25 protein-coding genes are annotated in these 26,085 nt (G+C 42.5%); 24 read left to right on the forward strand and 1 reads right to left on the reverse strand.

Features of this window, described 5'->3' with window-relative positions:
• Positions 1 to 93 precede the first annotated feature (93 nt).
• The 9 genes from AC0YN7_RS01415 to AC0YN7_RS01455 all read left to right on the forward strand — a co-directional run bounded on the left by AC0YN7_RS01415 (position 94) and on the right by AC0YN7_RS01455 (position 7,359).
• Positions 94 to 921 (forward strand): uroporphyrinogen-III synthase, encoded by an 828-nt coding sequence (locus AC0YN7_RS01415; protein WP_475808159.1) that lies wholly within the window; start codon positions 94 to 96, stop codon positions 919 to 921.
• Between the two features lie 140 nt (positions 922 to 1,061).
• On the forward strand, positions 1,062 to 1,502 hold the full coding sequence (locus AC0YN7_RS01420; protein WP_475808160.1) for a FixH family protein: 441 nt from the start codon (positions 1,062 to 1,064) through the stop codon (positions 1,500 to 1,502).
• A complete protein-coding gene (locus tag AC0YN7_RS01425; protein WP_475808161.1) occupies positions 1,499 to 1,819 on the forward strand; it encodes a c-type cytochrome in 321 nt (106 codons plus the stop codon). The genes AC0YN7_RS01420 and AC0YN7_RS01425 overlap by 4 nt, the downstream gene beginning before the upstream one ends.
• 15 nt (positions 1,820 to 1,834) lie before the next feature.
• A complete protein-coding gene (locus tag AC0YN7_RS01430) occupies positions 1,835 to 2,416 on the forward strand; it encodes an SCO family protein (protein WP_475808162.1) in 582 nt (193 codons plus the stop codon).
• A gap of 31 nt (positions 2,417 to 2,447) precedes the next feature.
• The gene (gene resA, locus AC0YN7_RS01435) at positions 2,448 to 2,984 is read left to right on the forward strand and encodes a thiol-disulfide oxidoreductase ResA (RefSeq protein ID WP_475808163.1); all 537 of its coding nucleotides are present in this window, start codon (positions 2,448 to 2,450) and stop codon (positions 2,982 to 2,984) included.
• A complete protein-coding gene (locus tag AC0YN7_RS01440) occupies positions 2,984 to 3,682 on the forward strand; it encodes a cytochrome c biogenesis CcdA family protein (protein WP_475808164.1) in 699 nt (232 codons plus the stop codon). The genes resA and AC0YN7_RS01440 overlap by 1 nt, the downstream gene beginning before the upstream one ends.
• Positions 3,683 to 3,845: 163 nt before the next feature.
• A complete protein-coding gene (locus tag AC0YN7_RS01445; protein ID WP_475808165.1) occupies positions 3,846 to 5,180 on the forward strand; it encodes a multi antimicrobial extrusion protein MatE in 1,335 nt (444 codons plus the stop codon).
• 142 nt (positions 5,181 to 5,322) lie between these two features.
• On the forward strand, positions 5,323 to 6,531 hold the full coding sequence (locus tag AC0YN7_RS01450; RefSeq protein ID WP_475808166.1) for a Gfo/Idh/MocA family protein: 1,209 nt from the start codon (positions 5,323 to 5,325) through the stop codon (positions 6,529 to 6,531).
• A gap of 24 nt (positions 6,532 to 6,555) precedes the next feature.
• Complete coding sequence (locus tag AC0YN7_RS01455) at positions 6,556 to 7,359, forward strand: acyltransferase domain-containing protein (protein ID WP_475808167.1); 804 nt, start codon at positions 6,556 to 6,558, stop codon at positions 7,357 to 7,359.
• A 254-nt stretch (positions 7,360 to 7,613) separates the two neighbouring features.
• Here the strand turns inward: AC0YN7_RS01455 and AC0YN7_RS01460 are convergent, their stop codons facing one another.
• Positions 7,614 to 8,606, reverse strand: coding sequence for a LacI family DNA-binding transcriptional regulator (locus AC0YN7_RS01460; protein WP_475808168.1), 993 nt, complete (start codon positions 8,604 to 8,606; stop codon positions 7,614 to 7,616).
• 168 nt (positions 8,607 to 8,774) lie between these two features.
• On the opposite strand from AC0YN7_RS01460, the gene AC0YN7_RS01465 reads away from it, so the two are divergent.
• From AC0YN7_RS01465 to AC0YN7_RS01535, 15 genes are all read left to right on the forward strand, one after another.
• Positions 8,775 to 9,536: an SDR family oxidoreductase gene (locus AC0YN7_RS01465; protein WP_475808169.1), complete on the forward strand. Its 762-nt coding sequence runs from the start codon at positions 8,775 to 8,777 to the stop codon at positions 9,534 to 9,536.
• On the forward strand, positions 9,533 to 10,810 hold the full coding sequence (locus AC0YN7_RS01470; RefSeq protein ID WP_475808170.1) for a nickel pincer cofactor-dependent isomerase, group 22: 1,278 nt from the start codon (positions 9,533 to 9,535) through the stop codon (positions 10,808 to 10,810). Before AC0YN7_RS01465 ends, AC0YN7_RS01470 begins: the two co-directional genes overlap by 4 nt.
• Positions 10,807 to 12,321, forward strand: a complete 1,515-nt coding sequence (locus AC0YN7_RS01475) for a gluconokinase (protein ID WP_475808171.1) — start codon at positions 10,807 to 10,809, stop codon at positions 12,319 to 12,321. The genes AC0YN7_RS01470 and AC0YN7_RS01475 overlap by 4 nt, the downstream gene beginning before the upstream one ends.
• 560 nt (positions 12,322 to 12,881) lie before the next feature.
• A complete protein-coding gene (larE, locus tag AC0YN7_RS01480) occupies positions 12,882 to 13,697 on the forward strand; it encodes an ATP-dependent sacrificial sulfur transferase LarE (protein WP_475808172.1) in 816 nt (271 codons plus the stop codon).
• A complete protein-coding gene (gene larB / locus AC0YN7_RS01485; protein WP_475808173.1) occupies positions 13,694 to 14,368 on the forward strand; it encodes a nickel pincer cofactor biosynthesis protein LarB in 675 nt (224 codons plus the stop codon). Before larE ends, larB begins: the two co-directional genes overlap by 4 nt.
• Position 14,369: 1 nt before the next feature.
• Positions 14,370 to 15,989, forward strand: coding sequence for a nickel pincer cofactor biosynthesis protein LarC (larC, locus tag AC0YN7_RS01490; protein ID WP_475808174.1), 1,620 nt, complete (start codon positions 14,370 to 14,372; stop codon positions 15,987 to 15,989).
• Positions 15,990 to 16,708: 719 nt separating this feature from the next.
• Entirely contained in the window at positions 16,709 to 17,971 is a 1,263-nt protein-coding gene (locus tag AC0YN7_RS01495; RefSeq protein WP_475808175.1) for a glucuronate isomerase, read from the forward strand.
• 221 nt (positions 17,972 to 18,192) lie between these two features.
• Positions 18,193 to 18,585: a hypothetical protein gene (locus AC0YN7_RS01500; RefSeq protein ID WP_475808176.1), complete on the forward strand. Its 393-nt coding sequence runs from the start codon at positions 18,193 to 18,195 to the stop codon at positions 18,583 to 18,585.
• Positions 18,586 to 18,609: 24 nt separating this feature from the next.
• Positions 18,610 to 19,545: a sugar-binding transcriptional regulator gene (locus AC0YN7_RS01505; RefSeq protein WP_475808177.1), complete on the forward strand. Its 936-nt coding sequence runs from the start codon at positions 18,610 to 18,612 to the stop codon at positions 19,543 to 19,545.
• 159 nt (positions 19,546 to 19,704) lie between these two features.
• Complete coding sequence (gene deoC, locus AC0YN7_RS01510) at positions 19,705 to 20,370, forward strand: deoxyribose-phosphate aldolase (RefSeq protein WP_475808478.1); 666 nt, start codon at positions 19,705 to 19,707, stop codon at positions 20,368 to 20,370.
• A gap of 155 nt (positions 20,371 to 20,525) precedes the next feature.
• Complete coding sequence (locus AC0YN7_RS01515; RefSeq protein WP_475808178.1) at positions 20,526 to 21,704, forward strand: NupC/NupG family nucleoside CNT transporter; 1,179 nt, start codon at positions 20,526 to 20,528, stop codon at positions 21,702 to 21,704.
• A 34-nt stretch (positions 21,705 to 21,738) separates the two neighbouring features.
• The gene (deoB, locus tag AC0YN7_RS01520; protein WP_475808179.1) at positions 21,739 to 22,920 is read left to right on the forward strand and encodes a phosphopentomutase; all 1,182 of its coding nucleotides are present in this window, start codon (positions 21,739 to 21,741) and stop codon (positions 22,918 to 22,920) included.
• Positions 22,921 to 22,941: 21 nt separating this feature from the next.
• Entirely contained in the window at positions 22,942 to 23,658 is a 717-nt protein-coding gene (gene deoD / locus AC0YN7_RS01525) for a purine-nucleoside phosphorylase (protein ID WP_475808180.1), read from the forward strand.
• Complete coding sequence (locus AC0YN7_RS01530) at positions 23,658 to 24,959, forward strand: pyrimidine-nucleoside phosphorylase (protein ID WP_475808181.1); 1,302 nt, start codon at positions 23,658 to 23,660, stop codon at positions 24,957 to 24,959. The genes deoD and AC0YN7_RS01530 overlap by 1 nt, the downstream gene beginning before the upstream one ends.
• A gap of 308 nt (positions 24,960 to 25,267) precedes the next feature.
• Entirely contained in the window at positions 25,268 to 26,017 is a 750-nt protein-coding gene (locus tag AC0YN7_RS01535; RefSeq protein ID WP_475808182.1) for a phytanoyl-CoA dioxygenase family protein, read from the forward strand.
• The last annotated feature ends 68 nt before the right edge of the window (positions 26,018 to 26,085 follow it).

Below are 26,085 nucleotides of genomic sequence, written 5' to 3' on the forward strand. Positions count from 1 at the left end.
TTTAAGCATCTATTACTTATGATTTAGCTAGTATTAATCATTCATACATGAGAGAAGAAATATGCCAGCAGACATAAGATAGGAGGGCTCATAATGACGGAAGGTTTGATAGGAAAACGTATTGCAATTGCAGGGAATAACAATTGGCATGACATGAGTTCAATGATTAAGAAGTTAGGCGGAACTCCTGTTGCCAGGCCGCAGGATAGTAAGCTTACACTCTCTACCTTGCATATTGAGCATGAACTGCTTCGTCTTATCGAGGAAAGGAGTGATTGGATTATATTCACTTCAAGAACTGGACTTGAAGCGATTATGAAGCAAGGGGAGTGTATGGTAATTCGTTCTGCGCTTATTGAAATTTTGAATGCAGCGAAAGTAGTGGCCATAGGTTACAAAACATTTGCAATGCTAAAGAAAATGGGAATCACGCCTATTTTTGTTGAGGAAAATAGCAGTATTCAAGGATTAGTCAAAAATTTAAATCGATTTGTATACACAGGAAATAAGGTAACTTTACAGTTAGAAGATAAGCCTTCCCCATTATTGATCAAATTTTTGGAGAATAAGGGATCGAAAGTGAGACAAATCATTCCTTACTATCAGAATCCTCCTGAGGTTCAAGTATCTGACTTGTTATGCAAAGAGATTTTTAATGGCGCAGTGGATGCGGTATGTTTCACGACAGCCGTTCAAGTCCGAGCATTTTTTCTTTTTGTTAAAAAAAACGGCTACTATTTTCAACTTAAAGATTGCTTCAAATATAAGGTGCTGGTTGTTGCAGTAGGAAAAGCAGCCGCTGAAGCACTCCAAGAAGAGGGCATTAATCGCAAATTAGCTCTTGAGGGGAAGCAGACCAGAGAAAACATAATGGAGCTCGGGCGATACTATCAAAACAAATCAACGATGTTGGCTTATTAAAAGTGGAGCATTTGTTTCAACTTTTTGAACATGGATGGTATGTCTGCTTCAGTAATGGCTGGTGACGCATGCGCACATCTACTCTAGTGTTAGACGAGATTACAAATTATTTTACTTCGAATCTGAGAGGAGTTAGAAATATGAAAATATCTCATGTATCTAGAAGGATGGCATCCCTCCCGAAGCTGATGCTCATGAGCATAGCATTAATTAGTCTTCTTCTGTTTTCTGCTTGCTCAAATAACGAAGATGGGAGCGAAGGGCTTCCTCAAATCGTTGAGGTAGACATCCAGCTCGATACAGGATCTATACAAGCGGGTAAACCCATTTTAATATCGGCCCATGTTACCCAAGGCTCAGAAAATGTTGAAGACGCGCAAAAGGTGGAGTTTGAGCTTTGGAAGCAAGACGATGATAAGGATGAGAATAAGCATGAAAAAGTAGATGCGTCACATTCAGAAAATGGACTATATAGCATCGAAAAAGTATTCCCCGAATCAGGAACTTATTATGTCATCGCTCATGTTACGGCAAGAGAAATGCATGTTATGCCGAAAAAAGAATTGGAGGTTTCAGAATGAAGAAATGGTCCATCAGTCTTTTATTTGTCTTGCTTCTAATCGTGACTGCATGCAGTAATGCTGGAAATGATAATCAACCGAAAAAGGTTAAAGAGATAAGCGCGGAGGTTTTGTATAAAAGTAAATGCTTAGGCTGTCATGCTGCGGATTTAAAAGGAAGGGTCGGTCCGAATCTACAGAAGGTGGGCGCGAGGTTGTCAGAAGAGCAGTTGAATGCGATTATTTCGGACGGAGCGAAAGGGATGCCAGCTTTTAAAAAATCACTTGACCAAGAAGAGATTGAAGCTTTAGTACAGTGGCTTTCGGAAAAGGAATAAGGAGGAGGTTGGACGATGCGGAAGTTAATGTTAATGGGTCTGATTAGTATCATAATCGTTTTTACTGCTGCATGCGGCAGCAATAAACCGAGTGCGGCTGATTTTAATATGAAAGTAGAGCCTTTCGAATATACGGATCAGGACGGTAATCCGTTTTCCTTATCCGATTTGGAAAATAAGGTTTGGATTGCGGATGTTGTATTTACTTATTGCACAACGGTTTGTCCCGCTATGACAGCGAATATGGCGGAGCTGCAAAAAAGAATAAGTGAAGCGGGTCTTGAGGCAGAGTTGGTATCTTTCTCGGTTGATCCAGAGCGGGATGACCCGGCAGCGTTAAAAGGTTATCTTAGTAAATTTGATGCTAGCTTCACTAACTGGCATGCTTTAACCGGTTATGAATTTGATGAAATCAAGTCTTTTATTCTTAATTCGTTTAAAACAATCGTTGTTAAAGATACAGCATCTGATCAAGTCATCCACGGGACATCGTTTTTTCTCATCGATCAATCAGGCAACGTGGTCGGTAAATATGATGGAACGATAGATACGCCCTTTGATCAGATCATTAAAGATATAAAGGCTTTACAGGCATAGTTTGTTTTTGAAGCGGAAGGAGATGATCTGCTTGAACACCATTCAGCGTTCGAAGCTGATACGAACTGCATTGACTATAATAATAGGTTTAGGAATAGGGTATGCAATCTTTGAAAGCATGACTAGCAATCGCGCAGAAGTGGAAATTGGCAATCATGCTCCAAACTTTGAGCTTGTTAATCTGCAAGGAGAAAAGGTGAAGCTATCTGATTACAGAGGACAAGGTGTGCTCCTGAATTTCTGGGCAACCTGGTGTGAGCCTTGCATCAACGAAATGCCCCTTATGAATCAAGTGTATAAGCAGGTTCCTGGGGTTGAGATACTAGCTGTAAACGTAGGACAGAAAGAGTCTTCCGCAAGAAAATTTGCAGATGGGCTTGAATTAACATTTCCGATTCTATTGGATTCGAATAATGAAGCTAAAGGATTATATAAAATCGGAGGATTGCCGGTGACGATTCTAATTAATGAAAAGGGAGTAATCATCGAGAAAAAAACGGGTGAATTAAGCAGTTCTAATGATGTTCTCGAATTGATGAAAAAGATCCAGCCTGAGGTAATGCCATAATGGATACTTTGACGTGGTCGATTGCATTTGGCGGTGGTTTACTAGCTTTTATATCACCGTGCACGCTTCCATTATACCCATCCTTTTTGTCCTACATAACAGGCATATCGGTTGGTGAAATACAGACTACAGAGTCATCCAAAGTACGTTTGACACTGCTTCGTCATTCCATTTTATTTTTACTAGGGTTTTCATTGATTTATTATATTCTTGGATTTTCTGCGAGCTTAATTGGTCATTTCTTTGAAAATTATCGCGATCTTATTCGTATGCTTGGCGGCGTCTTCATTTTTGTTCTCGGCTTATTTTTAATTGGAATTATTCAACCTCGCTTCATGATGAAGGAATTCCGCTTCCCATTAATAAAAGTCAAGATGAATAAATCTCTGGGATCTGTTTTAGTAGGAGTTATTTTCGCAGCAGGCTGGACGCCATGTATTGGCCCGATTTTCGGAGCGATCATGTATTCCAACGTGATTAACCCTGATCCGCTTCAAATCTTTACAAATGTGACTGCTTATTCATTGGGATTCGGAATTCCATTTATTCTAATGGCCTACTTTATTGGAAGAGTAAGAGGGATATTAAAGTACTCCAATATGTTTATGAAAGTAGGCGGGGTATTATTAGTCATTGTGGGAATCATGCTTTACTTTGATAAAGTGAATGTAATAAATGAGTGGTTTACTAGCTTTTAAAAGGGGAATACCTCAAATTTTTTGTAGGGGAGTATCGTTCCGGTTGGGACGATGCTCCCCTATTCGTATAAGTGTATAGGCATTAACAATAAACGGAGCTATAATTGAACGATAAATCAAATACAGAAGATTATGAGACGGATGCTTTGAAGGAGCCGCAGCTATGAATCTACCATTAGCTCAACCAGAGAGACAATCAGTAAGCATGAAAAGGCTTTGGGCTTTCTTTCTACCGCTAGGTATTTCAGCGAGTTTAGTTACTATTTCACATGTCATTATCAACAGCACATTAAGCCGAGCCGCAGATCCCGAACGCATTATCGCGAGTTATGCCATTGCGATGAGTCTGCTTGCTATTACGGAACGGCCAGCTGTGCTGCTGCGACAAACCTGCTCCACACTCGTTCGGGACAAACAATCATTTAAATCGACGCTCACAGTGGCACAGATTGTATTTGCCAGCATTATGATTATGGGTTTTATTATTAGTTATACACCGTTTGGCACATTCATTTTCCAAGGTGTGTTCGGAGTCAGCGAAGACAACGTTCAGGATGTCATTCGAGTCTATAAGGTGCTCATGTTCGTAAGCTTATTTTCCGGTATTCGCTGCCTTTATCAAGGGGTCATCATTTATAATTTACGAACGAAATGGCTAACCATCGGCATGGCGGTCCGGCTGGCCGGCATGTATGTGCTCTCTCTTTATTTTGTTCATACAGGGGTTACTAGCGGAGTTGTTGGCGCTGTAATTTTTCTGTTCGGAATGATGATTGAAGCGGCAGTCAGCTTTGCTGAGGGACGTTTGCTGGTCCGCAAGATGCCGGACAAGCTGGAGGATCATCCGATCGAAAGCAAACGGCAAGTATTTTCTTTTTACAAGCCCTTACTCTTTTCTTCGTTTATTTCAGTATGGATCGGACCAGCTATTAATGCCATGCTGGGAAAGACATGGGACGCTCAATTAGCTATTTCTTCCTTTGCAATCGCAGCTAGTCTAGTTATGCTGCTGAGCAGTTTTTTCAGTTATTTTCATCAAATTGTAATCAATTTTTATCGGATCGACCCAGCTGCAGTTCGGAAATTTACTTTAATGCTTGGATTCGTTCCCGCCCTATTAATGGGATTAATCGCCTTCACACCTGCAGGTGTTTTTTTGTTAGAACATGTGATCGGGGTTCATGGACGGCTGCAGGCGGAGAGCATTCGAGTGCTGCAAGCGTTTGTGCTGTTTGCCCTTGTTATGCCTTGGCTAGACGTATTGAACGGACTTGTATTTGTGCGGGGGCAGACGAAGCTAATTGTAGGCTCTCAAATCGCCAATTTCAGCACTACCTTAATCACACTGCTTGTATGTATTAGCATGTCGCCTGAATGGAATGGAACCATTGGGGCTTGGGCGCAATCGATCGGCATGACTGCGGAGTTCATCTTTGTTGCGTTGGCGCTGAGGTTTATAAAGCCTTCGAATTCTCTATCGATAAATAGTAGTAAATAACGTTATTCACTTCTGGTTCCGTTGATTCTTCTTGATTTTAATATATCGGAATTGTCCAAATAATAGCTTTTATGGCTAAATCATTCCTCGATAAATTCTTATAAAATATAGCTATAAAACTACGATTATAATGGAGGCTGTAATGGAAGCTAAAGTGAAATCTAAAGTAAGAATTGGGATAGTTGGTCTTGGTGGGCGCGGAACCGGATTACTATCAGCTGTTATATTGACAAATGATGATGTAGATGTAGTAGCTGTGTGTGATTTATATCAAGATCGGCGTGAGAATGCCGCAGATTTGGTTGAAAAGGCACGGGGGATTCGGCCATTCATTACAGAAAACTATAGAGAGCTATTGGCTATTGCAGATATAGATGCCGTTGTTATTGGAGCATCTTGGGAAGAACATATCAATATTGCTGTGGCAGCGATGGAAGCCGGTAAATATGTAGCCAGCGAAGTAGGCGGAGCGTATTCTATTCAGGAATGCTGGAGACTGGTAGAAGCGTATGAAAGAACTAAAGTGCCGTGCATGATCATGGAAAACTGCTGCTATGGCAGAGATGAGCTTATGGTTCTGAATATGGTGAAACAAGGTGTGTTTGGTGAAGTTGTACACGCTTCCGGCGGTTATCATCATGATCTGAGATCAGAAATTGCTAATGGAAAAGAAGATAGGCATTATCGATTAAGAAATTATATTAACCGTAATTGTGAAAATTATCCTACACATGAAATTGGGCCAATTGCCCAGATTCTCAATATAAATCGTGGCAACAGAATGGTCTCTCTCGTGTCAATGGCTTCAAAATCAAAAGGGATGAGTGAGTACATTAAAAATAAAAAGAGTGAAGATAAAGAATTGATGAATACCGATTTTTTGCAGGGTGATATTATTACAACGATAATCAAATGTGCACATGGAGAGACAATTACGATCACTCTTGATACTACTTTGCCTAGATACTATTCAAGAGGGTTTACGGTTAGAGGAACAAAAGCTATGTATGCTGAGGACAATCGTTCAATTTTTATAGATGGGGAGCATGATGCATTCCACCACAATTGGAATGATAAATGGGGTAATGTTGAACAGTTTAGAGAGCAGTACGATCATCCGATATGGAAAAAATATTTGGCGGATGGCGTAAAGGGCGGTCATGACGGAATCGATTGGCTTGTATTCGCTGACTTCTTCGAAAGTGTAAAGCAGGGAACCGAAACACCACTTGATGTTTATGATATGGCTTCTTGGATGAGCATTTCTACGTTGTCTGAAGATTCGATTGCATTAGGTGGCCAGCCAGTGGCAATTCCTGATTTTACAAACGGAAAATGGATATCCCGATAAGCATACGATGGAGGATCGTGGAGTATGAATATACAGCGATTTTGCGAGGGTATACAGCTTAATCCGGATGCTTGGCTACTATTGAACCGATATCCTATGAGTGAAGATGCTTATGAAAACTATAAAAGTCATTTTTACGAGAATCAGCAATCTTTTTTTGAACGGGTAAAGCAATCAGATGAGTACAGGCAGCTTTTTTTATACTTATTTGTTAGGTTTGCTGTTGATAGCTATGAACAGTATCAAATAAGAGGCATTGAAGACCGTATTTACTTTGATACTTTCACGGACATTCAAATATGGTGTTTAGAGTGCAAGCGGGAGTTTGGCGAATACGGTATCCAAGAATATAACTGGCTCAAAGAGCATGTGCTGCTTAAAATTTTTAGACTGGGCAGAATTCAGTTTCAGCCCAGAGTCATGGATTGTGATGTAGAAGTAGAGGGCAAGCGGATAATTAAAAATCAAATTGTACTTAATGTTCATATTCCAGCGGGCGAGCCGTTAAACGCGCTCAAGGTGGAGGAATCCTTCGAGCAAGCCAAAACATTTTTTAAAGAAATTAGTCCAGTTTTCATTTGTCATTCATGGCTGCTATTCCCGAACCTGAGTGAAATATTAAAACCGAATTCGAATATTTTACAATTTCAAAAGCATTTTCGTATATATAAAATGGATATGGAGTCAAGAGAAGCTGAACAGCGTATTTTTCAGAAGACGAGTGTTGATTTTACAACATACAGTGAAGAAACAGAATTGCAAAGAAGTGCAAAAGCCTATCTGATCGCGGGTAAAAAATTAGGGTCTGCATATGGCATTAAGGTTTGATGAAAAAGCGTTAAAACCGACGAGAAACAGCTTTCCGAGGCAGAATGTCAAGTGATTATCGTTCAATTCAAAAGTCACTTGTAAAATCTTTATTTACTCATCATAAAAGAAAAGGTAATTCTTTACGTATAATGTGGAGAATTACCTTTTCTTTTTTAAATAATATAGGAAAGTATAAGTTCCAACCTTATACTCAGATATATTTCACCGCGAAACGATTGCTTTTGCTGCAAGGACAGTGTCAGCCGTTTACGCTAGTGTTCAGGCACCTTAGAGGTGGAAGAACGGATAACAAGCTCCGGCTCTAAATGGACAATCTTAATTGAATTAGGTTCTTCAACAAGTTCAATGATCGTTTTTGCAATAACAGATGTTATTGAGGATATAGCAACACCAACGATCGTCATCGGGATTTCAAGTTCCTCCATCTGAGGCAGATTATCATAACTGACGACTGACATATGCTGTGGAACAACAAGACCTTGCTCACTGATCGCTCTAAGGATGCCGCGTGTCAAATCGATACCACCGCTGATCACAGCAGTCGGACGAATGGGTCGTTCCAGCATGCTGCGAGCGGCAGCATAACCATCATGAAATTCTAAACCATTCATTTGAAGAACGGAATTGCTCTCAAAGTGATGTCCTAAATGGATGAGCTCCTCTCGGAATGCTTCGATCTTAACTGCCTGCAAAGGATCATGCGACTTGGGTTCTCCTATGTAGGCGATACGTGTATGCCCCAATTTAACTAAATGACGGACGGCTAAACGAATGGCTTGACCGCGGTTCACGTCCACTGCGGAAAATGGCGAATAGCTGGCAGCACCATAAGTAAGAATTGGTATTTTCATTGGATTTAAGTCCGTATAGCTGGGAATATTGTCTCTGTCACCGAATACGAGAATCGCGTCTACTTGGTAGCGGCGAAAGATTTCAATTGCTGATTCAACATTGCTTATAGAAAGTATTGTGACATAGCCAAGATTTTCGAGCTCTTCGTTTAGCTTTGTAAGAAGGGAGGAAAGGGCGGCTCGTTCGATGGATGGCCACACAATGCCAATTGCGCCACTTTTTCTAGAGACGAGACTTCGGGCCGCGATGTTAGGCTGGTAACCCATTTCCTTAGCGATTGCAAGGATAAGCTGTTTCGTTTTATTTTGTACTAGCGGACTATCTCTAAGAGCCTTGGAGACGGTTGAAAAGCTTACACCTGCCCGCTCTGCGATATCTTTGATCGTTACCATTTTTCCCCTCCGGAAAGAACATTTACGAGTATTGGCGTAAATCGTTCGCCTTATTTAGTATACTTATTTCTTTAATGAAAGCGACACAATTTTTGAGTGGACAGTGTTATTATATTCGTATATCATCTAAATAACAACGTTGTTAATTTGGTGGGAGAGTGATTGCTGATGTTTAACTTACAAGATACGGTATCCGTTGTTATCGGAGGTAATGGTGTGCTGGGCAGTTCGATGGCGGCTGCGCTTGCGGAAGCGGGTTCAAAGGTGGCCATCGTTGGTCGAGATATGGAGAAAGCCAAATTGGTATGTGAGCAAATTGTCGGGAACGGCGGTACAGCGATCTCTTTCCAGGCGGACGCTACCAAAAAAGATGAGCTAGAATCTGTACTAGACCAAGTGCTGCAATGGGGCGGACGAGTAGACACTCTTATTAATGCATCAGGAACAAATAGTACGACACCGTTTTTTGAATTGGAAATGGATGAATGGGATCGAATTATGGATGTTAACCTGAAAAGCGTAGTACTCGCATGTCAGGTTTTTGGTAAAAAGATGATTGAGCAAGGCAACGGCGGTTCCATTATTAATATATCTTCCGTATCATCTGCACCACCACTATCCAAAGTATTTACATATTCGGCATCAAAATCTGGTGTTAATAGTATAACTCAGTTTTTGGCTCGTGAGTTTGCTCCAGACAAAGTAAGAGTTAACGCGATTATTCCAGGCTTTTTCCCAGCCGAGCAAAATAAAAAGATTCTATCTCCAGACCGAGTTGAATCGATCATGAAGCATACTCCAATGGACCGATTCGGAAATCCTGATGAGCTTAAGGGCGCGGTTGTTTACTTAGCTTCACCAAAGGCTTCTTCGTTTGTAACCGGTACTTTTTTAAGAGTAGATGGCGGATTTGGAGCAATGACAATATGAGCGATATACTAACCAAACTAGTTGAGAACATTCCGGTGCCAAAACTTGTAAAGATTAGGCAGTCGTTTGATGATACAATATTAGCAGACCCGATTGGAGAATTGATTAATGGGCTGCGCTCCTCTAGTAGGATGTCTGAAATTACAGCCGGGCAGAAGGTAGCGGTAGCTGTTGGCAGCCGCGGTATTTCCCGAATTGATGAGCTGACAAGGACACTTATCGATGAGCTGAAGAGAAACAGCGCGGAGCCTTTCATTGTGCCTTGTATGGGTAGTCATGGAGGAGCTACAGCAGAAGGCCAAACTGAAGTTCTTGCTCATCTTGGTATCGACGAGGCGCGCATGGGCTGCCCGGTTCGTTCATCGATGGAGGTTGTCGAGCTAGACCGTCTACCGAACGGCCTGCCGATTTATTGTGATAAAATCGCAGCTACAGAGGCTGACGCTATTATCGTTATTAATCGTATCAAGCCGCATACTGCTTTCCGTGGGACGATTGAGAGCGGCATGCTCAAGATGATTTCTATTGGACTTGGCAAGCAAAAGGGGGCGGAGGCGTGTCATCAGCTAGGCTTTAAATATATGGCTGAGAACGTACCGGCAATGGCTCGAGTTATGATCGACAAGCTGCCGATTCAATTTGGCGTAGCTGTAGTTGAGAATGCATACGACCAAATCTGTCGTATAGAGGTTCTAAGTACTGATAATATGGAGGAAAGAGAGAAGGAGCTGCTAGTTGAGGCGAAGAGCCGCCTGCCGCAAATTTTATTCTCTGAATTGGATGTACTCGTTATTGATTATATTGGTAAAAATATTAGCGGAGATGGAGCCGATCCGAATATTACAGGCCGATACCCAACGCCTTATGCACATGGGGGGCCTGAGGTTAATAAAATGGTCGTTCTCGATTTGACACCGGAATCTCAGGGGAATGCCAATGGAGTAGGAACTGCAGATTTCACGACAAGCCGCTTGGTTAGCAAGACGGATTGGCCTAGCACCTATGCGAATGGACTGACATCTACCGTTTGTGCACCAACGAAACAAGCGACAACACTTGCGAATGACCGCGATGCTATCAAAGCTGCGATCAAAACCTGCAATATTTTGGACTATACAACTTGCAAGCTGATTCGTATTCGCGATACTTTGCATCTTGGAACGATTGAAATTTCTGAAGCGCTGCTTGAGGAAGCAAAAAGCAATCCGCGTATTGAAATTTTGGAAGGACCATATGAGTGGAAGTTCGACGAGGAAGGATATTTGCCAAAATGAGTATCGAAACAAAGATTATAATAGCTATAGATATTGGGACGACAAGCTTGAAGTCACTCGCTGTCGATCCTACAGGGAAAATTCATGACAGCCATTCCATACCTTATCCGCTGCACACTCCAAGTCCTGGCTACGCAGAGCAGGACCCGGATGTTATATACGCTGCTGTATTAGACGCTGTAGCCAATCTTATGAAGAAAGGCGCTTGGAAAGCTGAAGATATATGGTGTGTTACCTTTAGTTCAGCTAACCACAGCTTAATTCTTCTGGATGATAACGAGGAACCGCTCACTCCGAGCATTACTTGGGCGGATCAGCGCAGTGCTGAACAGGCTGACAGATTGTTGAAGGATGGTACTGGATTACCTGTCTATTTACGAACAGGAACACCTATTCATCCGATGTCTCCGCTGGTGAAGCTGATTTGGATGAAGGAGCAGCGTCCTGATCTATTCAACGCGGCTAAGCATGTCATCGGTATAAAGGAATATATTTTAAATAAGCTATTCGGTATTATGGTTATGGATTATTCCATTGCGAGTGCTACCGGATTATTCAACTTGGAATCGTTAAGTTGGGATAGCGACGCATTGCTGCTAGCAGGTATTTCTGAAGATCAGCTGCCGAGACTAGTTCCGACTACCGAACGAATCGAAGGGTTGAATAAAGCAGCGGCTGAGTATATGGGTCTTGATGTGGATACGCCATTTATTGTTGGGGCACAGGACGGAGTTCTGGCCAATCTGGGTATTGGGGCGATTGAGGAGGGTGTGGTTGCCGTGACCATTGGCACGAGCAGCGCTGTTAGAACCTCGGTTAGTCAGCCAATCTTGGACCCAGAGGGGCGGTTGTTCTGCTATGCATTGACGAAAGATCACTGGATAGTAGGTGGTCCTTCGAACAATGGAGCTATCGTAGCTAGCTGGATTTCGGATCGTCTATTTCCCGGGAAACCTTTAGAAGAGGTCATTCCTCTTGCTGCTTCAGTACCAGCAGGCTCGAACGGTTTACTCTTTCTGCCGCTATTATCAGGAGAGCGAGCTCCTTTCTGGGATGCTCAAGCTAAAGGCGTCATGTTTGGACTGACTTTGGCTCATAATGAGTCCGATATGCTTCGCGCTGCATTAGAGGGTGTTTTGTTCCAAGTTGCGGCTATTGTCTCTTTAATGAAGGAAGCTGGAAGAAATCCGAAGGAAGTTCGCGCATCTGGAGGCTTTGCTCGTTCTTCAGTATGGTGCCAAATGATGGCTGACATGCTGGGTGTAACTGTTCGGGTGCCTGAATCTGTAGAAAGCTCTGGTCTTGGAGCGGCACAGCTTGGTATTTATGCAATGGAAGGCTGCAGCGGACCTCTGCTCAGGTGGAAGGAAACAGGGGGCAGCTTCTATGAACCGAATGCGGCAAATCATAAGCGCTATCAACAATTGCTTCCTTTATATTTAAGTTTATATGATCGATTGAAAGAGCCAATGAAAGAAATTACGGAGCTGCAGCAGGCGATATCTGAATAGGTTTAATAAGTTTAATAGCTTTAATAGCTTTAATAGATCTAATAGGATCTAATTTCCCTTTATTTTCCTCGAATATACCACCAGTGGCCTTTTGTTATTGAACAGGGGTAAGGCGGTAATGAGGTAATGAGGGAAACTCACTGTTTAGTGAGGCTAATCTCATTAATGACAATCATGCAGGGTGAATTGTTCTGTATTGTGAGGTAAACCTCATTCGGCATGAGGGTAGCTTCATCGCTAGTGAGGTTTGCTTCACTAATTCGAAATACGGTAAACCGATGCTTTTAAAATAGTGAACCTAACCTCAGTCTTACTGAGATTATCCTCACATTCGGATGAAATTCGACCAAAGTTGTTCACTTCACTAACATCAACTCTGATAGATGAAGGAATTCAACTTATACACCAATTATAATTTCAATTGGGATTGTGGCTACTTTAAAAAAAAGCCCGTCCCCTATGAATGTAGGAGGCAGGCAAATTGGATGGTTCAAGGAAACAGTTGTCCCATTTGCCTCGGTGAATGCTAAGAGTCTATTTAGCTGAAAGGAGGGATTTCAATGCATGATAAATATAGCAAGCTGCAAGCGATTTTATTAGATATGGAATCCGTTGTAGTAGCATTCTCGGGGGGAGTCGACAGCACTTTTCTACTTGATGCTGCAATAAAGACACTTGGAAGCGAGCGTGTCTTGGCAGTTACGGCTGATTCAGAAACGTACCCGACCGAAGAGCTTGAGGAAGCCATTAAGCTCGCCAAAAGTCTTGGAGCGATTCATAAAGTTATTGAAACGTCCGAATTAAGCATTCCTGGCTATAAAGAGAATAATGCAAACCGTTGTTATTTTTGTAAAAAAAGCTTGTTCGAGCATTTGGAACCGTTCGTGAAGGATGGGACTTATCGTCATATCGTATATGGTCTTATAGCGGATGACATGAATGAGCATAGACCAGGGGTTCAAGCGGCAAAAGAACGAGGAGTTCGCGGGCCTTTGCAGGAAGCTGGTCTTTTTAAAGAAGAAATTCGCGATCTTTCTCGTGAGCATGGCCTTCCAACTTGGGATAAGCCTTCATTCGCTTGTCTTTCCTCAAGGATTGCTTATGGCGAGACGATAACCATAGAGAAGCTTGGACGTGTTGGAGAATCCGAGCGTTATATTCGTTCACTCGGCTTTGGCCAAGTGAGAGTGAGAAGCCATGGCGATATTGCTAGAATCGAAGTTGAGCCTAAGGAAATGGAACAGCTTATCAGTCAAGCCCCGAGCATATCAGAGAAGCTGAAAGAGCTGGGTTATATTTATGTAGCAATGGATCTTTCCGGTTATCGCAGCGGCAGTATGAATAAAGTGCTTGAACGTGGAGGCACAGCTATATGAATGAGTTTGAGGATCTAGGATTCTGCAAGCTTGATGTAGGTCGAAATGAACGAACAGGTCATCCAGAAGTAGTATTTGGTCTGGGTAAGACCGCTGATCAGGTTGAAACGATCTTCTCTCGACTGGTAGAGGTGCATGGAAGAGCACTAGTCACAAGAGCAACTGTCGAGATGGCGGAACGAGTTGCCAGAAGGTATCCAGAGGCACGTTATGATGAAGCGTCTCGCCTCATCTCCATAGGTCAGTCATCGCGAAAGCTTCCAGGGAAAGTTGCTGTATTAACTGGAGGTACATCGGATATTCCTGTGGCAGAGGAAGCGGCAGGAACCGCTGAATGGATGGGGTGCGAGGTTGATCGCATCTTTGATGTCGGTGTTGCAGGGATCGATCGTCTGCTAAGTCAAAAGGATCGGATCAGGGAAGCCTCTGTTGTAATTGGCGTTGCTGGCATGGAGGGCGCCTTGGTAAGTGTAGTGGGTGGACTTGTACGCAGACCGGTTATTGCCGTACCTACGTCTGTGGGATACGGAGCCAACTTGCAAGGTATTACAACGCTTCTTGCTATGATGACCTCTTGCGCTGCTGGCGTTACGGTTGTCAACATCGATAATGGCTTTGGAGCAGGATTTCAAGCTGCAATGATATTACAACTGGTAGCGGAGGGTACTTAGCATGAGAACGATCTATTTGGATTGTATTTCAGGAATCGCGGGAGATATGGCACTTTCCGCACTGGTAGACTTAGGCGCTGACCCAGAATATATAATAAGACATCTAGCCAAACTGCCGATCGATCCATTTACGATGGAATTTGTAGAGGTGGATCGCAGAGGCATTACGGCCAAATGGCTGAAGCTGAAATTTGAACATGCAGTGCTAGCTCATGATCACAGTCACAGTCATGATCATAGTCATGACCACAGTCATGAACACAATCATGGTCACAGCCATGATCACAGCCATGATCACAGCCATGAACACAGTCATAACCACAGCCATGGTTATAGTCATGGTCACAGTCATGAACACAGTCATGACCACAATCATGGTCATAGTCATGACCACAAACATGGTCATAGTCATGAACACAATCATGGTCACAGCCATGATCATAGTCATGAACATAGCCATGGTCATAGTCATGATCATAGCCATGAACACAGCCATGAACACAGTCATGAACACAGTCATGAACACAATCATGGACACAGTCATGATCATAGCCATGGGCACAGCCATGATCATAGTCATGAACACAATCATGGTCACAGCCATGATCACAGCCACGATCACACCCATGGTCATTCACATGGAATAAGTAACCTTTCACATGTGCATAGGAAAGCTTCCGACATTATTCATATGATCGAAAGCTCAAGTCTGCCGGATCGTGTCAAGGAACGCAGCTTGGCAATCTTTCATTTGATTGCAAAGGCGGAAGGGAAAATCCATGGAATGGATCCGGCTGATGTTCATTTTCACGAAGTGGGAGCTATGGATTCGATTTTAGATGTAATCGGAGTTTGTTTAGCACTTGAAAGTCTTAGTGTCGGACAAATCATTGTCTCGCCCGTACCAACTGGTACAGGCAGGCTTCGTATGGCTCATGGATTATATCCGATCCCTGCTCCAGCGACCGCAGAGCTGCTTCGCGGAGTACCGTTGTCTCCATTCACCGCTCAAGGCGAGCTGACTACGCCAACTGGGGCGGGCATTGTGAAGGCTCTTGCTTCTGGATTTGGCACATTGCCAGCAGGGACAATTGATCGAATTGGATATGGCGCTGGAACCAAAAATTTTGATCACCCGAATGTCATCAGAGCCATACTTTTTCAGCAGGAGCAGACAAACAAACAGCAAGAGACAATTGTTGTTTTAGAGGCGCAAGTGGACGATTCAACGGGTGAGACGCTTGGCTATGCGATGGAGAAGCTGTTCGAAGCAGGTGCGCTCGATGTATACTACACTCCGGTTTATATGAAAAAAAATCGTCCTGGTGTACTTATAACCGTATTATGTCAACCGGCTAATAGCGATCGCTGTGAAGAAGCACTGCTGGCGGAAACGTCAACCTTTGGTGTTCGTAGAAGCAATTGGCAGCGCAGAGCGCTTGAACGGCAGTGGATTCAGGTTGAAACGGCTTACGGAACAATAAAAGTGAAGCAGGCCATTGATGGAGAGAGAATCATTCGCCAATCTCCAGAATTTGAGGATGCAGCTCAAGCTGCACGCTCATTTGGTGTACCGCTAGAGACCGTTTATCGCGAAGTATATAAACGTCTAACCGACTAGAGTCACCTTTTTGTTAAGCGAGCGAAATACGTTCATACTGTGAAACTAATGGGAATCATCATGGGAATTGAGCCGAATTAGTTTCAGGGTTTGCAGCTAATTTGCAGGAGAGAGTTCTCAAATCGAGCTAACCCAGCAATTAGATTCATCCAATTACACTAGTACGTTCATCCTTCTGTTTTTGACTGGCTTAGGTGCAATAATTGAAACCATTGAAACCATTGAAACCATTGAAACCATTGAAGCTATGCGAGCCTTGATAATAAGTTGGCGGAAACAGGAGACTTTATTTGTGAACATTACGCCTATTTGAGGAAGCTGGCGGACCGCAGATCCGTTATTTGTGAAAAGAGGGTTAAATATGCCTCCAGTCAATGGAAATAAGAGCGCTCTGGTCCGCGACTGTCCTGATTGACATTAAAATTCACGAATAACGGAATCTGAGTCCGTAACCTGCTGTTCGTTTGCAATGAACAATCACAAATGCAGTTAATAGTTTGAATGGCCCATTTTAAGAGTAGAACGAAATACTTACTACTGCCTATATCATTTTGAATATGAGATAAGTTTTTTAGAAAGAGTCTTTCCAGACTTTTTTAACAACGTTGTTATTTTGTGATGCACACTAGCCTTTTGGAATGAGTCGGGTTTAGAGAGGGTAAACGTATCCTACTCAGCTTTCACTTTCAATAGAATAACTAAAAAAAGGAGAAATGATAATGAAAACTCAAATGGATATAAGCTTGACTGATCTTAGACAAACAGTTGAACGCTTGGCTCTCAGCATGCCTGTCACTGATATGCATACGCATTTATATGCCCCTGAATTTGGGGAATTGCTATTGTGGGGTATTGATGAACTATTAACCTATCATTATTTGATTTCAGAATCATTCAGATGGTCTGAGGAAGAATACTCTCATTTCTGGTCGATGTCGAAACGTGAGCAAGCAGATTGGATTTGGAAAGCATTATTTATTGACCATTCTCCAGTAAGTGAGGCAGCTAGCGGTTTCATTACGATTCTTAAACGTCTTGGACTGGACGTATCCTCGCGTAATCTTGATGATTATCGCAAGGAATTGGAGAAACGTACTGTACAAGAACAAGTCGATACGGTCATGCAAATTGCTGGTATTGAAAAAATCGTAATGACAAACGACCCGTTTGATCCTATTGAGCGTCCAGTCTGGCTGTCAGGAAACGGAAAATCAGATCCTCGTTTTTATGCTGCGCTTCGGGTAGATACGTTGCTGAATGACTGGCCTCATGCTGTAAAAGAGCTTCAAAGCCTTGGTTATGATGTACAATTGGAGTGGACGGAACGTACGCAAGAAGAGACACGACGTTTTCTGACAGAATGGATCGTCCGTATGGATGCCCTTTACCTTGCCGTTTCAATGCCTGGTGACTTTAAGTACCCAGCTGAAGATCATCGAAGCAAAATGATTGATGATGTTATGGTTCCAGTATGCCAAGAGCAAAATATTCCGTTTGCACTTATGATCGGCGTTCGCCGAAGAGTGAACCCAGGATTAGGCTTGGCAGGCGATATGAGTATGCTGTCTGATGTTTCATCAGTTGAAGCATTATGTCGTCGTTATCCGGATCAGAAGTTTCTCATTACGATGCTGGCAAGAGAGAACCAGCATGAGCTGACCGTTCTTGCTCGTAAGTTCCGCAACTTAATGATTTTCGGCTGCTGGTGGTTCTTGCACATCGAATCTATGGTAGAAGAAATGACAAGATTCCGGATAGAGCTGCTAGGTACTTCCATGATTCCACAGCACTCCGACTGTCGCGTCTTCGAGCAGTTGATTTACAAATGGGAGCATTCCAGAAAAATTATTGGTAACGTACTCGCTGACAAATACGAGAAACTGCTTCTAAGTGGCTGGCAGGTTACAGAAGAAGAAATTAAGAGAGACTTGGACGATATGTTGAATCGTAATTTCTGGCGCTTTCTAGGCAAAGAGCAATAATAGATTAGAAAAAGATATAACAAAAAGGCGCAGCCGCTGGCTATGCTTTTTTGCTATGAAATTATTGTTTTCTCTAATGGCGTCACTGAGTTATTATTAATGGAAGAGTTTGTCGTATGGAGAAAGCCGATTGTTAAGCGGGCGAGGGAGTCGTTTTATGAATAATAAGGCAGTTATTCTCGGTTCAAATTATTTTATAGGTCTAAGTGTTATAAGATGTCTTGGCTCAAATCATATTCACACAGTTGCAATGGAAAGATGAGAAGACGGGGAAGTTTTACTTAATAGAAGTGAATGCTAGGACAACCACTCTTAATATTCTTCTTGAGAAATGTGGAATAAATTTTCCTCTTTTAGCCTATAACGAGCTTACGGGAAAAGAAATTGGAAGGCATGCCATTCAACATGATACGGGTATCTTTTTTAGCTATATGTTTGAGGATATGCTTGCAGCAAGACAATATATTAAAACGAAGCAATTGAGCAGAATAACGATAGTAAAGTCTCTTTTTGCTAAGAAAGCTCCGGCAATATGGAGTATCAATGATCCTGCGCCAGCCTTTTCTTTCTTCTATATGATACTAAAAAAAGTGAAGAAGAAATTAATAAGATAAATAAAAATAAGTGGGTTGATTAAAGTGGATAATGAAAAACAGCGCCTAAGTATTGAAGCGGCAAGGCTGTATTACCAAGCGGATTATAGTCAGCAGCAGATTTCTACCCAGCTGGGAATGTCGAGGCCAACGGTATCACGATTGCTTCAATACGCGAAAGAGCAAGGCTATGTAAAGATTGAAATTATGGATCCCCGCGAGGACTTGGATATTTTAGCAAAAGAGCTGAAGAAGAGGTACAAGCTGGACACGGTCCAGCTATGTGTTTCACCGCGCAATGAACATGAAGAAATCAAAAAGCATATTAGCAAAGCAGCGGCTCGTTTCCTTAACGATACTGTCTTGGATGGAGATATTATCGGTGTTACATGGGGGACGACTATGCATGCGGTGGCTCTTCAATTGCAACCGAAATCGGTAAAGGGAGTGGAGGTTGTTCAACTGAAAGGTGGCGTTAGCCACTCTCAGGTGAGTACATACGCTGCGGAAATTGTTAATTTATTTGCTGCTGCATTTCAGACGGTCGCAAGGCATTTGCCATTGCCTGTTATATTTGATCGTATCGAAGTCAAGCAAGTGGTGGAGGAGGACCGTCATATTGGGCGCATAATCGAGCTGGGGAAACAAGCTAACATCGCTGTATTCACGGTGGGAACTTTGAAAGAAGACGCGCTGCTTTTCCAATTAGGTTACTTTAATGAGGAAGAGCAAGAGCTTCTGCAGCGAACAGGAGCAGGGGATATTTGTTCACGGTTTTTCGACGCGGAAGGAAACATCTGCAGTGAAGAGATTAATAATCGTACCGTAGGGCTAGATCTTGCTGAATTACGAAAAAAGGAAAAGTCGATTCTTGTTGCTGGCGGCCAGCGTAAGCTTGAAGCCATCCAAGCCGCACTAGCGGGTAGATACGCAAATATTTTAATAACGGATCAGTTTACCGCGTTAGCATTGCTAACTTAAATCCAATTCTGCTGTAGCTTATACGGCAGAATTTTTTTGTTGGAATAGGAAATAATATATATGAACAAAATTTCAAATGATGTTTTACATATGTTCAAGGTCGTGTTATTATAGGCATGAAAATGTTGAATCGCATAAGAGGAGGATGAAATGAACATGATAAATTTGTCCAATATGATCGACCATACGCTTTTGCGCGCCGATGCTACAAAAGCTGAGCTTACAAAATTAACAGATGAAGCGTTAAAATACGAATTTGCTTCGGTTTGCGTAAATCCAACCTGGGTGGCATATGCGGCAGAACGTTTAGCTGGAAGCAAGGTTAAGGTTTGTACAGTCATTGGGTTCCCACTTGGAGCATCTACAAGCGATACGAAAGCATTTGAAGCAAAAAACGCAATTTTAAACGGAGCAACTGAGGTTGATATGGTTATTAACATCGGTGCTTTGAAAGACGGCGATCATAAGCTTGTCGAGAAAGATATTCAAGCGGTTGTCCAGGCAGCTGACGAGAAAGCACTTGTTAAGGTTATTATTGAAACGAGTCTATTAACAGATGAAGAAAAAGTGATTGCATGCCAGTTAGCAGCTAAAGCTGGCGCAGACTTTGTCAAAACATCAACCGGTTTTTCAACGGGTGGAGCGACTGCTGAAGATGTAGCGCTTATGCGTAAAACGGTTGGAGATAAGCTGGGAGTTAAAGCCTCTGGAGGTATCCGTACTCTTCAAGATATGAACAACATGATTTCTGCAGGCGCATCTAGAGTGGGTGCAAGCTCTGGCGTGAAAATAATGCAAGGCCAAGAATCGGACTCTTCATATTAATTGTCTAGTTGACCGCATTGCTGTTTCATATTGGAACAGCAATGTTAAATACAATCAAGGATAAAGGAGTAATAGCCTCGTAAACTATCATTTTTGTAAGCGCTCTATAGTAATCCGATATTTCAAGACATCACGAATTACAAGGAGGACTAGCAATGCAATATCTAATTACTATACTTGGCTTGCTAATTGTTTTTGGCCTTTCTTACATCGCCAGCAACAACAAAAGAAAAATTCGCTATCGTCCTTTGATCATAATGATCTTTCTGCAGGTCGTTTTAGCCTTCGCGCTATTAAATACGACTGCTGGAGCTTTCCTAATTAAAGGTTTTTCTGATTTGTTCGGAAAATTGCTGACCTATGCCGGTGAAGGAATCAACTTTGTATTTGGCGGCATTTTAAATGAAGGACAATTTTCATTCTTTATATCCGTATTACTGCCCATTGTGTTCATTTCAGCGTTAATTGGTATTTTGCAGTACATTAAAGTCATGCCGTTCATTATTAAATATATTGGACTAGGTTTGAGCAAAGTAAACGGAATGGGAAAACTGGAGTCCTATAATGCGGTAGCTTCAGCTATACTAGGTCAATCTGAAGTATTCATTTCTGTAAAGAAACAAATTGGCTTGCTGTCTCGGCAGCGTCTATATACATTGTGCGCTTCCGCTATGTCTACGGTGTCGATGTCGATTATCGGATCTTATATGCAAATTATTGATCCCAAATATGTCGTAACGGCGCTTGTGCTTAATCTGTTTGGCGGCTTCATTATAGCTTCAATCCTCAACCCTTACACCGTCAGTAAAGAAGAAGATATTTTGACCGTACAGACGGATGAAAAGCAATCATTCTTCGAGATGCTTGGCGAATATATAATGGATGGATTCAAAGTGGCCATTATCGTAGCGGCGATGTTGATTGGTTTTGTAGCATTAATCGCACTGATTAATGGGCTCTTTAGCGGAATATTCGGCATTTCGTTTCAACAGCTCCTTGGATATATTTTCGCACCGATTGCTTTTGTAATGGGCATTCCATGGCATGAAGCTGTTGAAGCCGGAAGTATCATGGCAACTAAGCTGGTTTCCAATGAATTTGTCGCTATGCTAGAATTAGGTAAGCATCAGGAACTATCTGCAAGAACAATTGGGATTGTTTCGGTGTTCCTTGTTTCATTTGCGAACTTCTCCTCAATCGGCATCATATCCGGTGCTGTAAAAGGACTGCATGAAAAACAAGGAAATGAAGTAGCACGCTTTGGCTTGAAATTGCTGTATGGTGCAACCTTGGTTAGCGTCCTGTCTGCCACAATAGCTGGACTATTTATTTAGGACTAAACCATACAAAAGGGAGAGATTAATCAAGATGGCTGAATTTGAACGAATACATCTTATCGTCATGGACTCAGTAGGTATTGGAGAAGCGCCGGACGCTGCTGAATTTGGAGATTTCGACGTCGATACGCTAGGGCATATTGCCCGTGATTTAGGCGGTCTCGCGATGCCAAACATGGCAAAGCTCGGATTGTCCAATATTAAAGAAATTGCTGGAGTGCCGATAGCGAAGAAACCTCTTGCTTATTATACAAAGATGCAGGAAACATCAAGCGGCAAAGATACGATGACCGGTCATTGGGAGATAATGGGTCTTTATATCGATACTCCTTTCCGTGTTTTCGAGAACGGTTTTCCTGCTGAATTAATAGCTCAGATTGAAGAGAAAACCGGCCGGAAAGTAATCGGAAATAAGCCTGCCAGCGGCACTGAAATTATTAAAGAGCTCGGGGAAGAGCATGTGAGAACAGGCGCGTTAATTATTTATACTTCTTCAGATTCCGTGCTTCAAATTGCTGCTCATGAGGATATTGTCCCATTAAAAGAGCTATATGAAATTTGTGAATTCTGTCGAGATATAACGCTTGAGGATCCCTATATGCTTGGAAGAATAATCGCGCGTCCCTTTATCGGCGAACCTGGTCACTTTGAACGGACCTCCAACCGCCATGACTACGCGTTGAAGCCTTTCGGCCCTACGGTCATGAATGAACTGAAGGATGCGGGCTTTGATGTTATAGCATTAGGGAAAATTTCTGATATTTATGATGGTGAAGGTGTGACCAAAGCTATCCGAACGAACTCGAATTCAGACGGGATGGATAAATTTATATCTGTCTTTGATGATTCATTTACTGGTCTAAGCTTTATAAACCTAGTAGATTTCGACGCGTTATATGGGCACCGCCGCGATCCTAAGGGCTACGGAGAAGCGTTAGAGAACTATGATACTCGTTTACCGGAAGTGTTCGCTAAAATGACGGAAAATGATCTTCTTCTAATTACTGCAGATCATGGAAATGATCCAACCTATAGCGGAACGGACCATACTCGTGAATATGTGCCGCTGCTTGCCTATTCACCGCGTTTCAAGCAGGGAGGCCAAGAGCTTCCTTTACGGGGAACTTTTGCAGACATTGGTGCAACGATTGCAGACAATTTTGGCGTTAAAATGCCACAGTACGGTACGAGCTTTTTGTCGGAGCTGAAATAGCGGAGTAGAAGGAGAGATACGATGAGCGTGCATATCGAAGCTAAGCAAGGTGAAATTGCTGAAACTATTTTGTTGCCAGGAGATCCGTTGCGAGCAAAATTTATCGCGGAAACCTATTTAGAGGATGTCATTTGCTACAATCAGGTACGGGGCATGTTAGGTTTTACTGGTACTTATAAAGGAAAACGTATATCTGTGCAAGGAACGGGTATGGGTATTCCATCAATCAGTATTTATGTGAACGAGCTTATTCAAGAATATGGTGTGAAAAACCTGGTTCGGGTAGGTACTTGCGGCGCAATGCAGGAGAGCGTACATGTTCGTGAAGTTATTTTAGCACAGGCAGTCTGTACGGATTCTAGTGTGAATCGTCATGTTTTTGCTAATTATGATTTTTCACCTATTGCTAGCTTCAAGCTGTTAAAAGCAGCTTATGAGCGGGGTGTGGCAAAGGGCTTGAAGCTGCATGTGGGCAATGTGTTTACATCAGATACGTTCTATCGTGATGACAAATCTGTGGTACAAAAGCTGATGGAGCATGGTGTTTTAGGCGTTGAAATGGAAACAACAGCTCTCTACACGTTAGCTGCGAAATATGGCGTCAATGCTTTAACCATTCTAACCGTAAGTGATCATTTATTGACTGGCGAGGAAACGACATCAGAAGAGAGACAAACTACCTTCAACGATATGATGGAAGTTGCTCTTGAAACTGTAACTAGTGAGGAGGCACTATAATGAGAATGGTGGATCTAATTGAGAAGAAGCGTGACGGAGAAGAACTGACGACTGAAGAAATCAATTTCATTATAGAAGGTTATACGAAGGATGAAATTCCTGATTATCAGATAAGCGCATGGGCAATGGCGATTTTCTTTCAAGACATGACGGAGAGGGAACGAGCTGATTTGACGATGGCAATTGTCAATTCAGGAGATACCATTGATTTATCCGCAATTGAAGGGGTTAAAGTGGACAAGCATTCCACTGGCGGGGTAGGCGACACAACGACGCTTGTATTAGCGCCTCTCGTTGCGGCTCTCGATATTCCAGTAGCGAAGATGTCAGGACGCGGGCTCGGTCATACCGGCGGTACAATCGATAAATTAGAAGCTATCGAAGGTTTCCATGTTGAGATTGGCAAGGATGAGTTCGTAAGCTTGGTGAATAAGGATAAAATTGCAATAGTAGGTCAGTCTGGAAATCTTACGCCAGCTGATAAAAAGTTATACGCACTTCGTGATGTAACTGCAACAGTAGATTCCATTCCTCTTATCGCCAGCTCCATTATGAGTAAGAAAATTGCCGCGGGCTCGGATGCGATCGTATTAGATGTGAAAACCGGTGCCGGTGCGTTTATGAAAACCGTGGAAGACGCTAAGGAATTGGCGCATGCCATGGTAAGTATCGGGAACAATGTCGGTCGCAAGACGATGGCGGTTATTTCTGATATGAGCCAGCCGCTTGGCTTTGCCATTGGCAACGCGTTGGAAGTCAAAGAAGCTATCGATACTCTGCAGGGTAAGGGGCCGAAGGACTTGGAGGAGCTTTGTCTCGCTTTGGGCAGGCAGATGGTTTATTTGGCGAATAAGGCAAGCTCCCTTGAAGAAGCGGAGGAAATGCTGAAGGAAGTTATTCGCAATGGAAAAGCATTGGACAAATTCAAACAATTTATTGCTAACCAAGGCGGCGACCCGACTGTAGTGGATCATCCGGAGAAATTGCCGCAAGCAGCCTATTTAATCGAAGTGCCCGCCAAGGTGGATGGAGTTGTCTCGGAAATCGTAGCAGATGAGATCGGTACTGCTGCAATGTTGCTAGGCGCAGGCAGGGCGACAAAAGATTCGGAAATTGATCTTGCCGTTGGTCTTATGCTTAACAAGAAAATTGGTGATTCCGTTAAAGCGGGTGAATCCTTAGTTACTATTCATTCAAACAGACAAAATATTGAACATATAATAGCAAAAATTTATGAAAATATTCGCATAAGCGATCAAGCAGTGCCACCGGTCCTTATTTACGGTCTTGTGACGGAGTAAGCCGAAGCATCAAGAAAAACACTAAAGCATTTTTGCTTTAGTGTTTTTTTTGGTTTCAAATTATAAGACTTTATAAGTTTCACACATATAATAGGCTTATAATTCACCGCGAAACGAGCTTTTGCCGCAAGGACGGCGACAGTCGTTTACGCTTGGTGCAACAGCGGGATTTTCATAATATCAATTAGAGATACAAATTTGATAATTATAGCTATTGTTGAAAAGGAACGTGCACAGTAATGTAAATATATTGTAATGCATCTTAACAGCTTCAATAACACTCGTATAATGAAGAGGGGATAAAAACTATGATTAATGTGCAAAGTGAGCTTTTAACACCATTATCTGATGAGCAACTCGAACAGTACAAACGAGATGGTTATGTTATTGTGAAAAAAGGCTGTAGCAGCGATTTGGTCGATGTGTTTAACAGACATATTTATGAAATTCGTTCGACACCGCTAGATGAAACCCTTGAATGGGCACGGACTACCGAAAAAGCACGTTTTTCGACTCGATTGTTCAGTGCTCATCAGCATGATGGTTTATCCCGTCAGATTATGAAACTGCCTATCATTCGGGGTGCGTTGACTCAGCTTATGGGTGGAGAAGCGGTTTGCGTGCAAAGCATGTTTTTCTTTAAAGAGCCGGGCTCACACGGACAGGCGTCGCATCAGGATTATTACTATATCAAGAACGATCCTTTGACTATGGTTGCAGCTTGGATTGCGATGGAAGAGCATGTAGATGAAGAAAATGGCTGTCTTTGGGTTATTCCAGGTTCACATAAGCTTGGTCTCCTGCCGCACGGTGCGGTGAAAGATCTGAATGAGCATGAATCGACTACGCACGAAACGGAAGGTATTGACTTAAATGAACAGATTCCAGTCATAATGGAAAAAGGGGATATTTTATTTTTTCATGAACTCTTAATTCATTCCTCTGGCCGGAACCGCAGTAAGGACCGCTGGCGCCGTTCGTATGTGTGTCACTACATTCAAGAGGATTCAGCTGTTACTCTTCGTGCGGATCTACGAGAAAAATATACGTTGATTTAACATACAAAGAAGATATTCAGATAAAACGTAACCCCTTGGCCTAATGCGGCCAAGGGGTTTTTTGGGTC

The sequence above is a fragment of the Paenibacillus sp. J31R122 genome (assembly GCF_056269185.1).

Excerpts from the sequence above, each read along its gene's own strand:
- AC0YN7_RS01415 (WP_475808159.1), top strand. The coding sequence starts at position 94 with ATGACGGAAGGTTTGATAGGAAAACGTATTGCAATTGCAGGGAATAAC.
- AC0YN7_RS01420 (WP_475808160.1), top strand. The coding sequence starts at position 1,062 with ATGAAAATATCTCATGTATCTAGAAGGATGGCATCCCTCCCGAAGCTG.
- AC0YN7_RS01425 (WP_475808161.1), top strand. The coding sequence starts at position 1,499 with ATGAAGAAATGGTCCATCAGTCTTTTATTTGTCTTGCTTCTAATCGTG.
- AC0YN7_RS01430 (WP_475808162.1), top strand. The coding sequence starts at position 1,835 with ATGCGGAAGTTAATGTTAATGGGTCTGATTAGTATCATAATCGTTTTT.
- AC0YN7_RS01440 (WP_475808164.1), top strand. The coding sequence starts at position 2,984 with ATGGATACTTTGACGTGGTCGATTGCATTTGGCGGTGGTTTACTAGCT.
- AC0YN7_RS01445 (WP_475808165.1), top strand. The coding sequence starts at position 3,846 with ATGAATCTACCATTAGCTCAACCAGAGAGACAATCAGTAAGCATGAAA.
- AC0YN7_RS01450 (WP_475808166.1), top strand. The coding sequence starts at position 5,323 with ATGGAAGCTAAAGTGAAATCTAAAGTAAGAATTGGGATAGTTGGTCTT.
- AC0YN7_RS01455 (WP_475808167.1), top strand. The coding sequence starts at position 6,556 with ATGAATATACAGCGATTTTGCGAGGGTATACAGCTTAATCCGGATGCT.
- AC0YN7_RS01460 (WP_475808168.1), bottom strand. The coding sequence starts at position 8,606 with ATGGTAACGATCAAAGATATCGCAGAGCGGGCAGGTGTAAGCTTTTCA.
- AC0YN7_RS01465 (WP_475808169.1), top strand. The coding sequence starts at position 8,775 with ATGTTTAACTTACAAGATACGGTATCCGTTGTTATCGGAGGTAATGGT.
- AC0YN7_RS01470 (WP_475808170.1), top strand. The coding sequence starts at position 9,533 with ATGAGCGATATACTAACCAAACTAGTTGAGAACATTCCGGTGCCAAAA.
- AC0YN7_RS01475 (WP_475808171.1), top strand. The coding sequence starts at position 10,807 with ATGAGTATCGAAACAAAGATTATAATAGCTATAGATATTGGGACGACA.
- larE (WP_475808172.1), top strand. The coding sequence starts at position 12,882 with ATGCATGATAAATATAGCAAGCTGCAAGCGATTTTATTAGATATGGAA.
- larB (WP_475808173.1), top strand. The coding sequence starts at position 13,694 with ATGAATGAGTTTGAGGATCTAGGATTCTGCAAGCTTGATGTAGGTCGA.
- larC (WP_475808174.1), top strand. The coding sequence starts at position 14,370 with ATGAGAACGATCTATTTGGATTGTATTTCAGGAATCGCGGGAGATATG.
- AC0YN7_RS01495 (WP_475808175.1), top strand. The coding sequence starts at position 16,709 with ATGAAAACTCAAATGGATATAAGCTTGACTGATCTTAGACAAACAGTT.
- AC0YN7_RS01515 (WP_475808178.1), top strand. The coding sequence starts at position 20,526 with ATGCAATATCTAATTACTATACTTGGCTTGCTAATTGTTTTTGGCCTT.
- deoB (WP_475808179.1), top strand. The coding sequence starts at position 21,739 with ATGGCTGAATTTGAACGAATACATCTTATCGTCATGGACTCAGTAGGT.
- deoD (WP_475808180.1), top strand. The coding sequence starts at position 22,942 with ATGAGCGTGCATATCGAAGCTAAGCAAGGTGAAATTGCTGAAACTATT.
- AC0YN7_RS01530 (WP_475808181.1), top strand. The coding sequence starts at position 23,658 with ATGAGAATGGTGGATCTAATTGAGAAGAAGCGTGACGGAGAAGAACTG.
- AC0YN7_RS01535 (WP_475808182.1), top strand. The coding sequence starts at position 25,268 with ATGATTAATGTGCAAAGTGAGCTTTTAACACCATTATCTGATGAGCAA.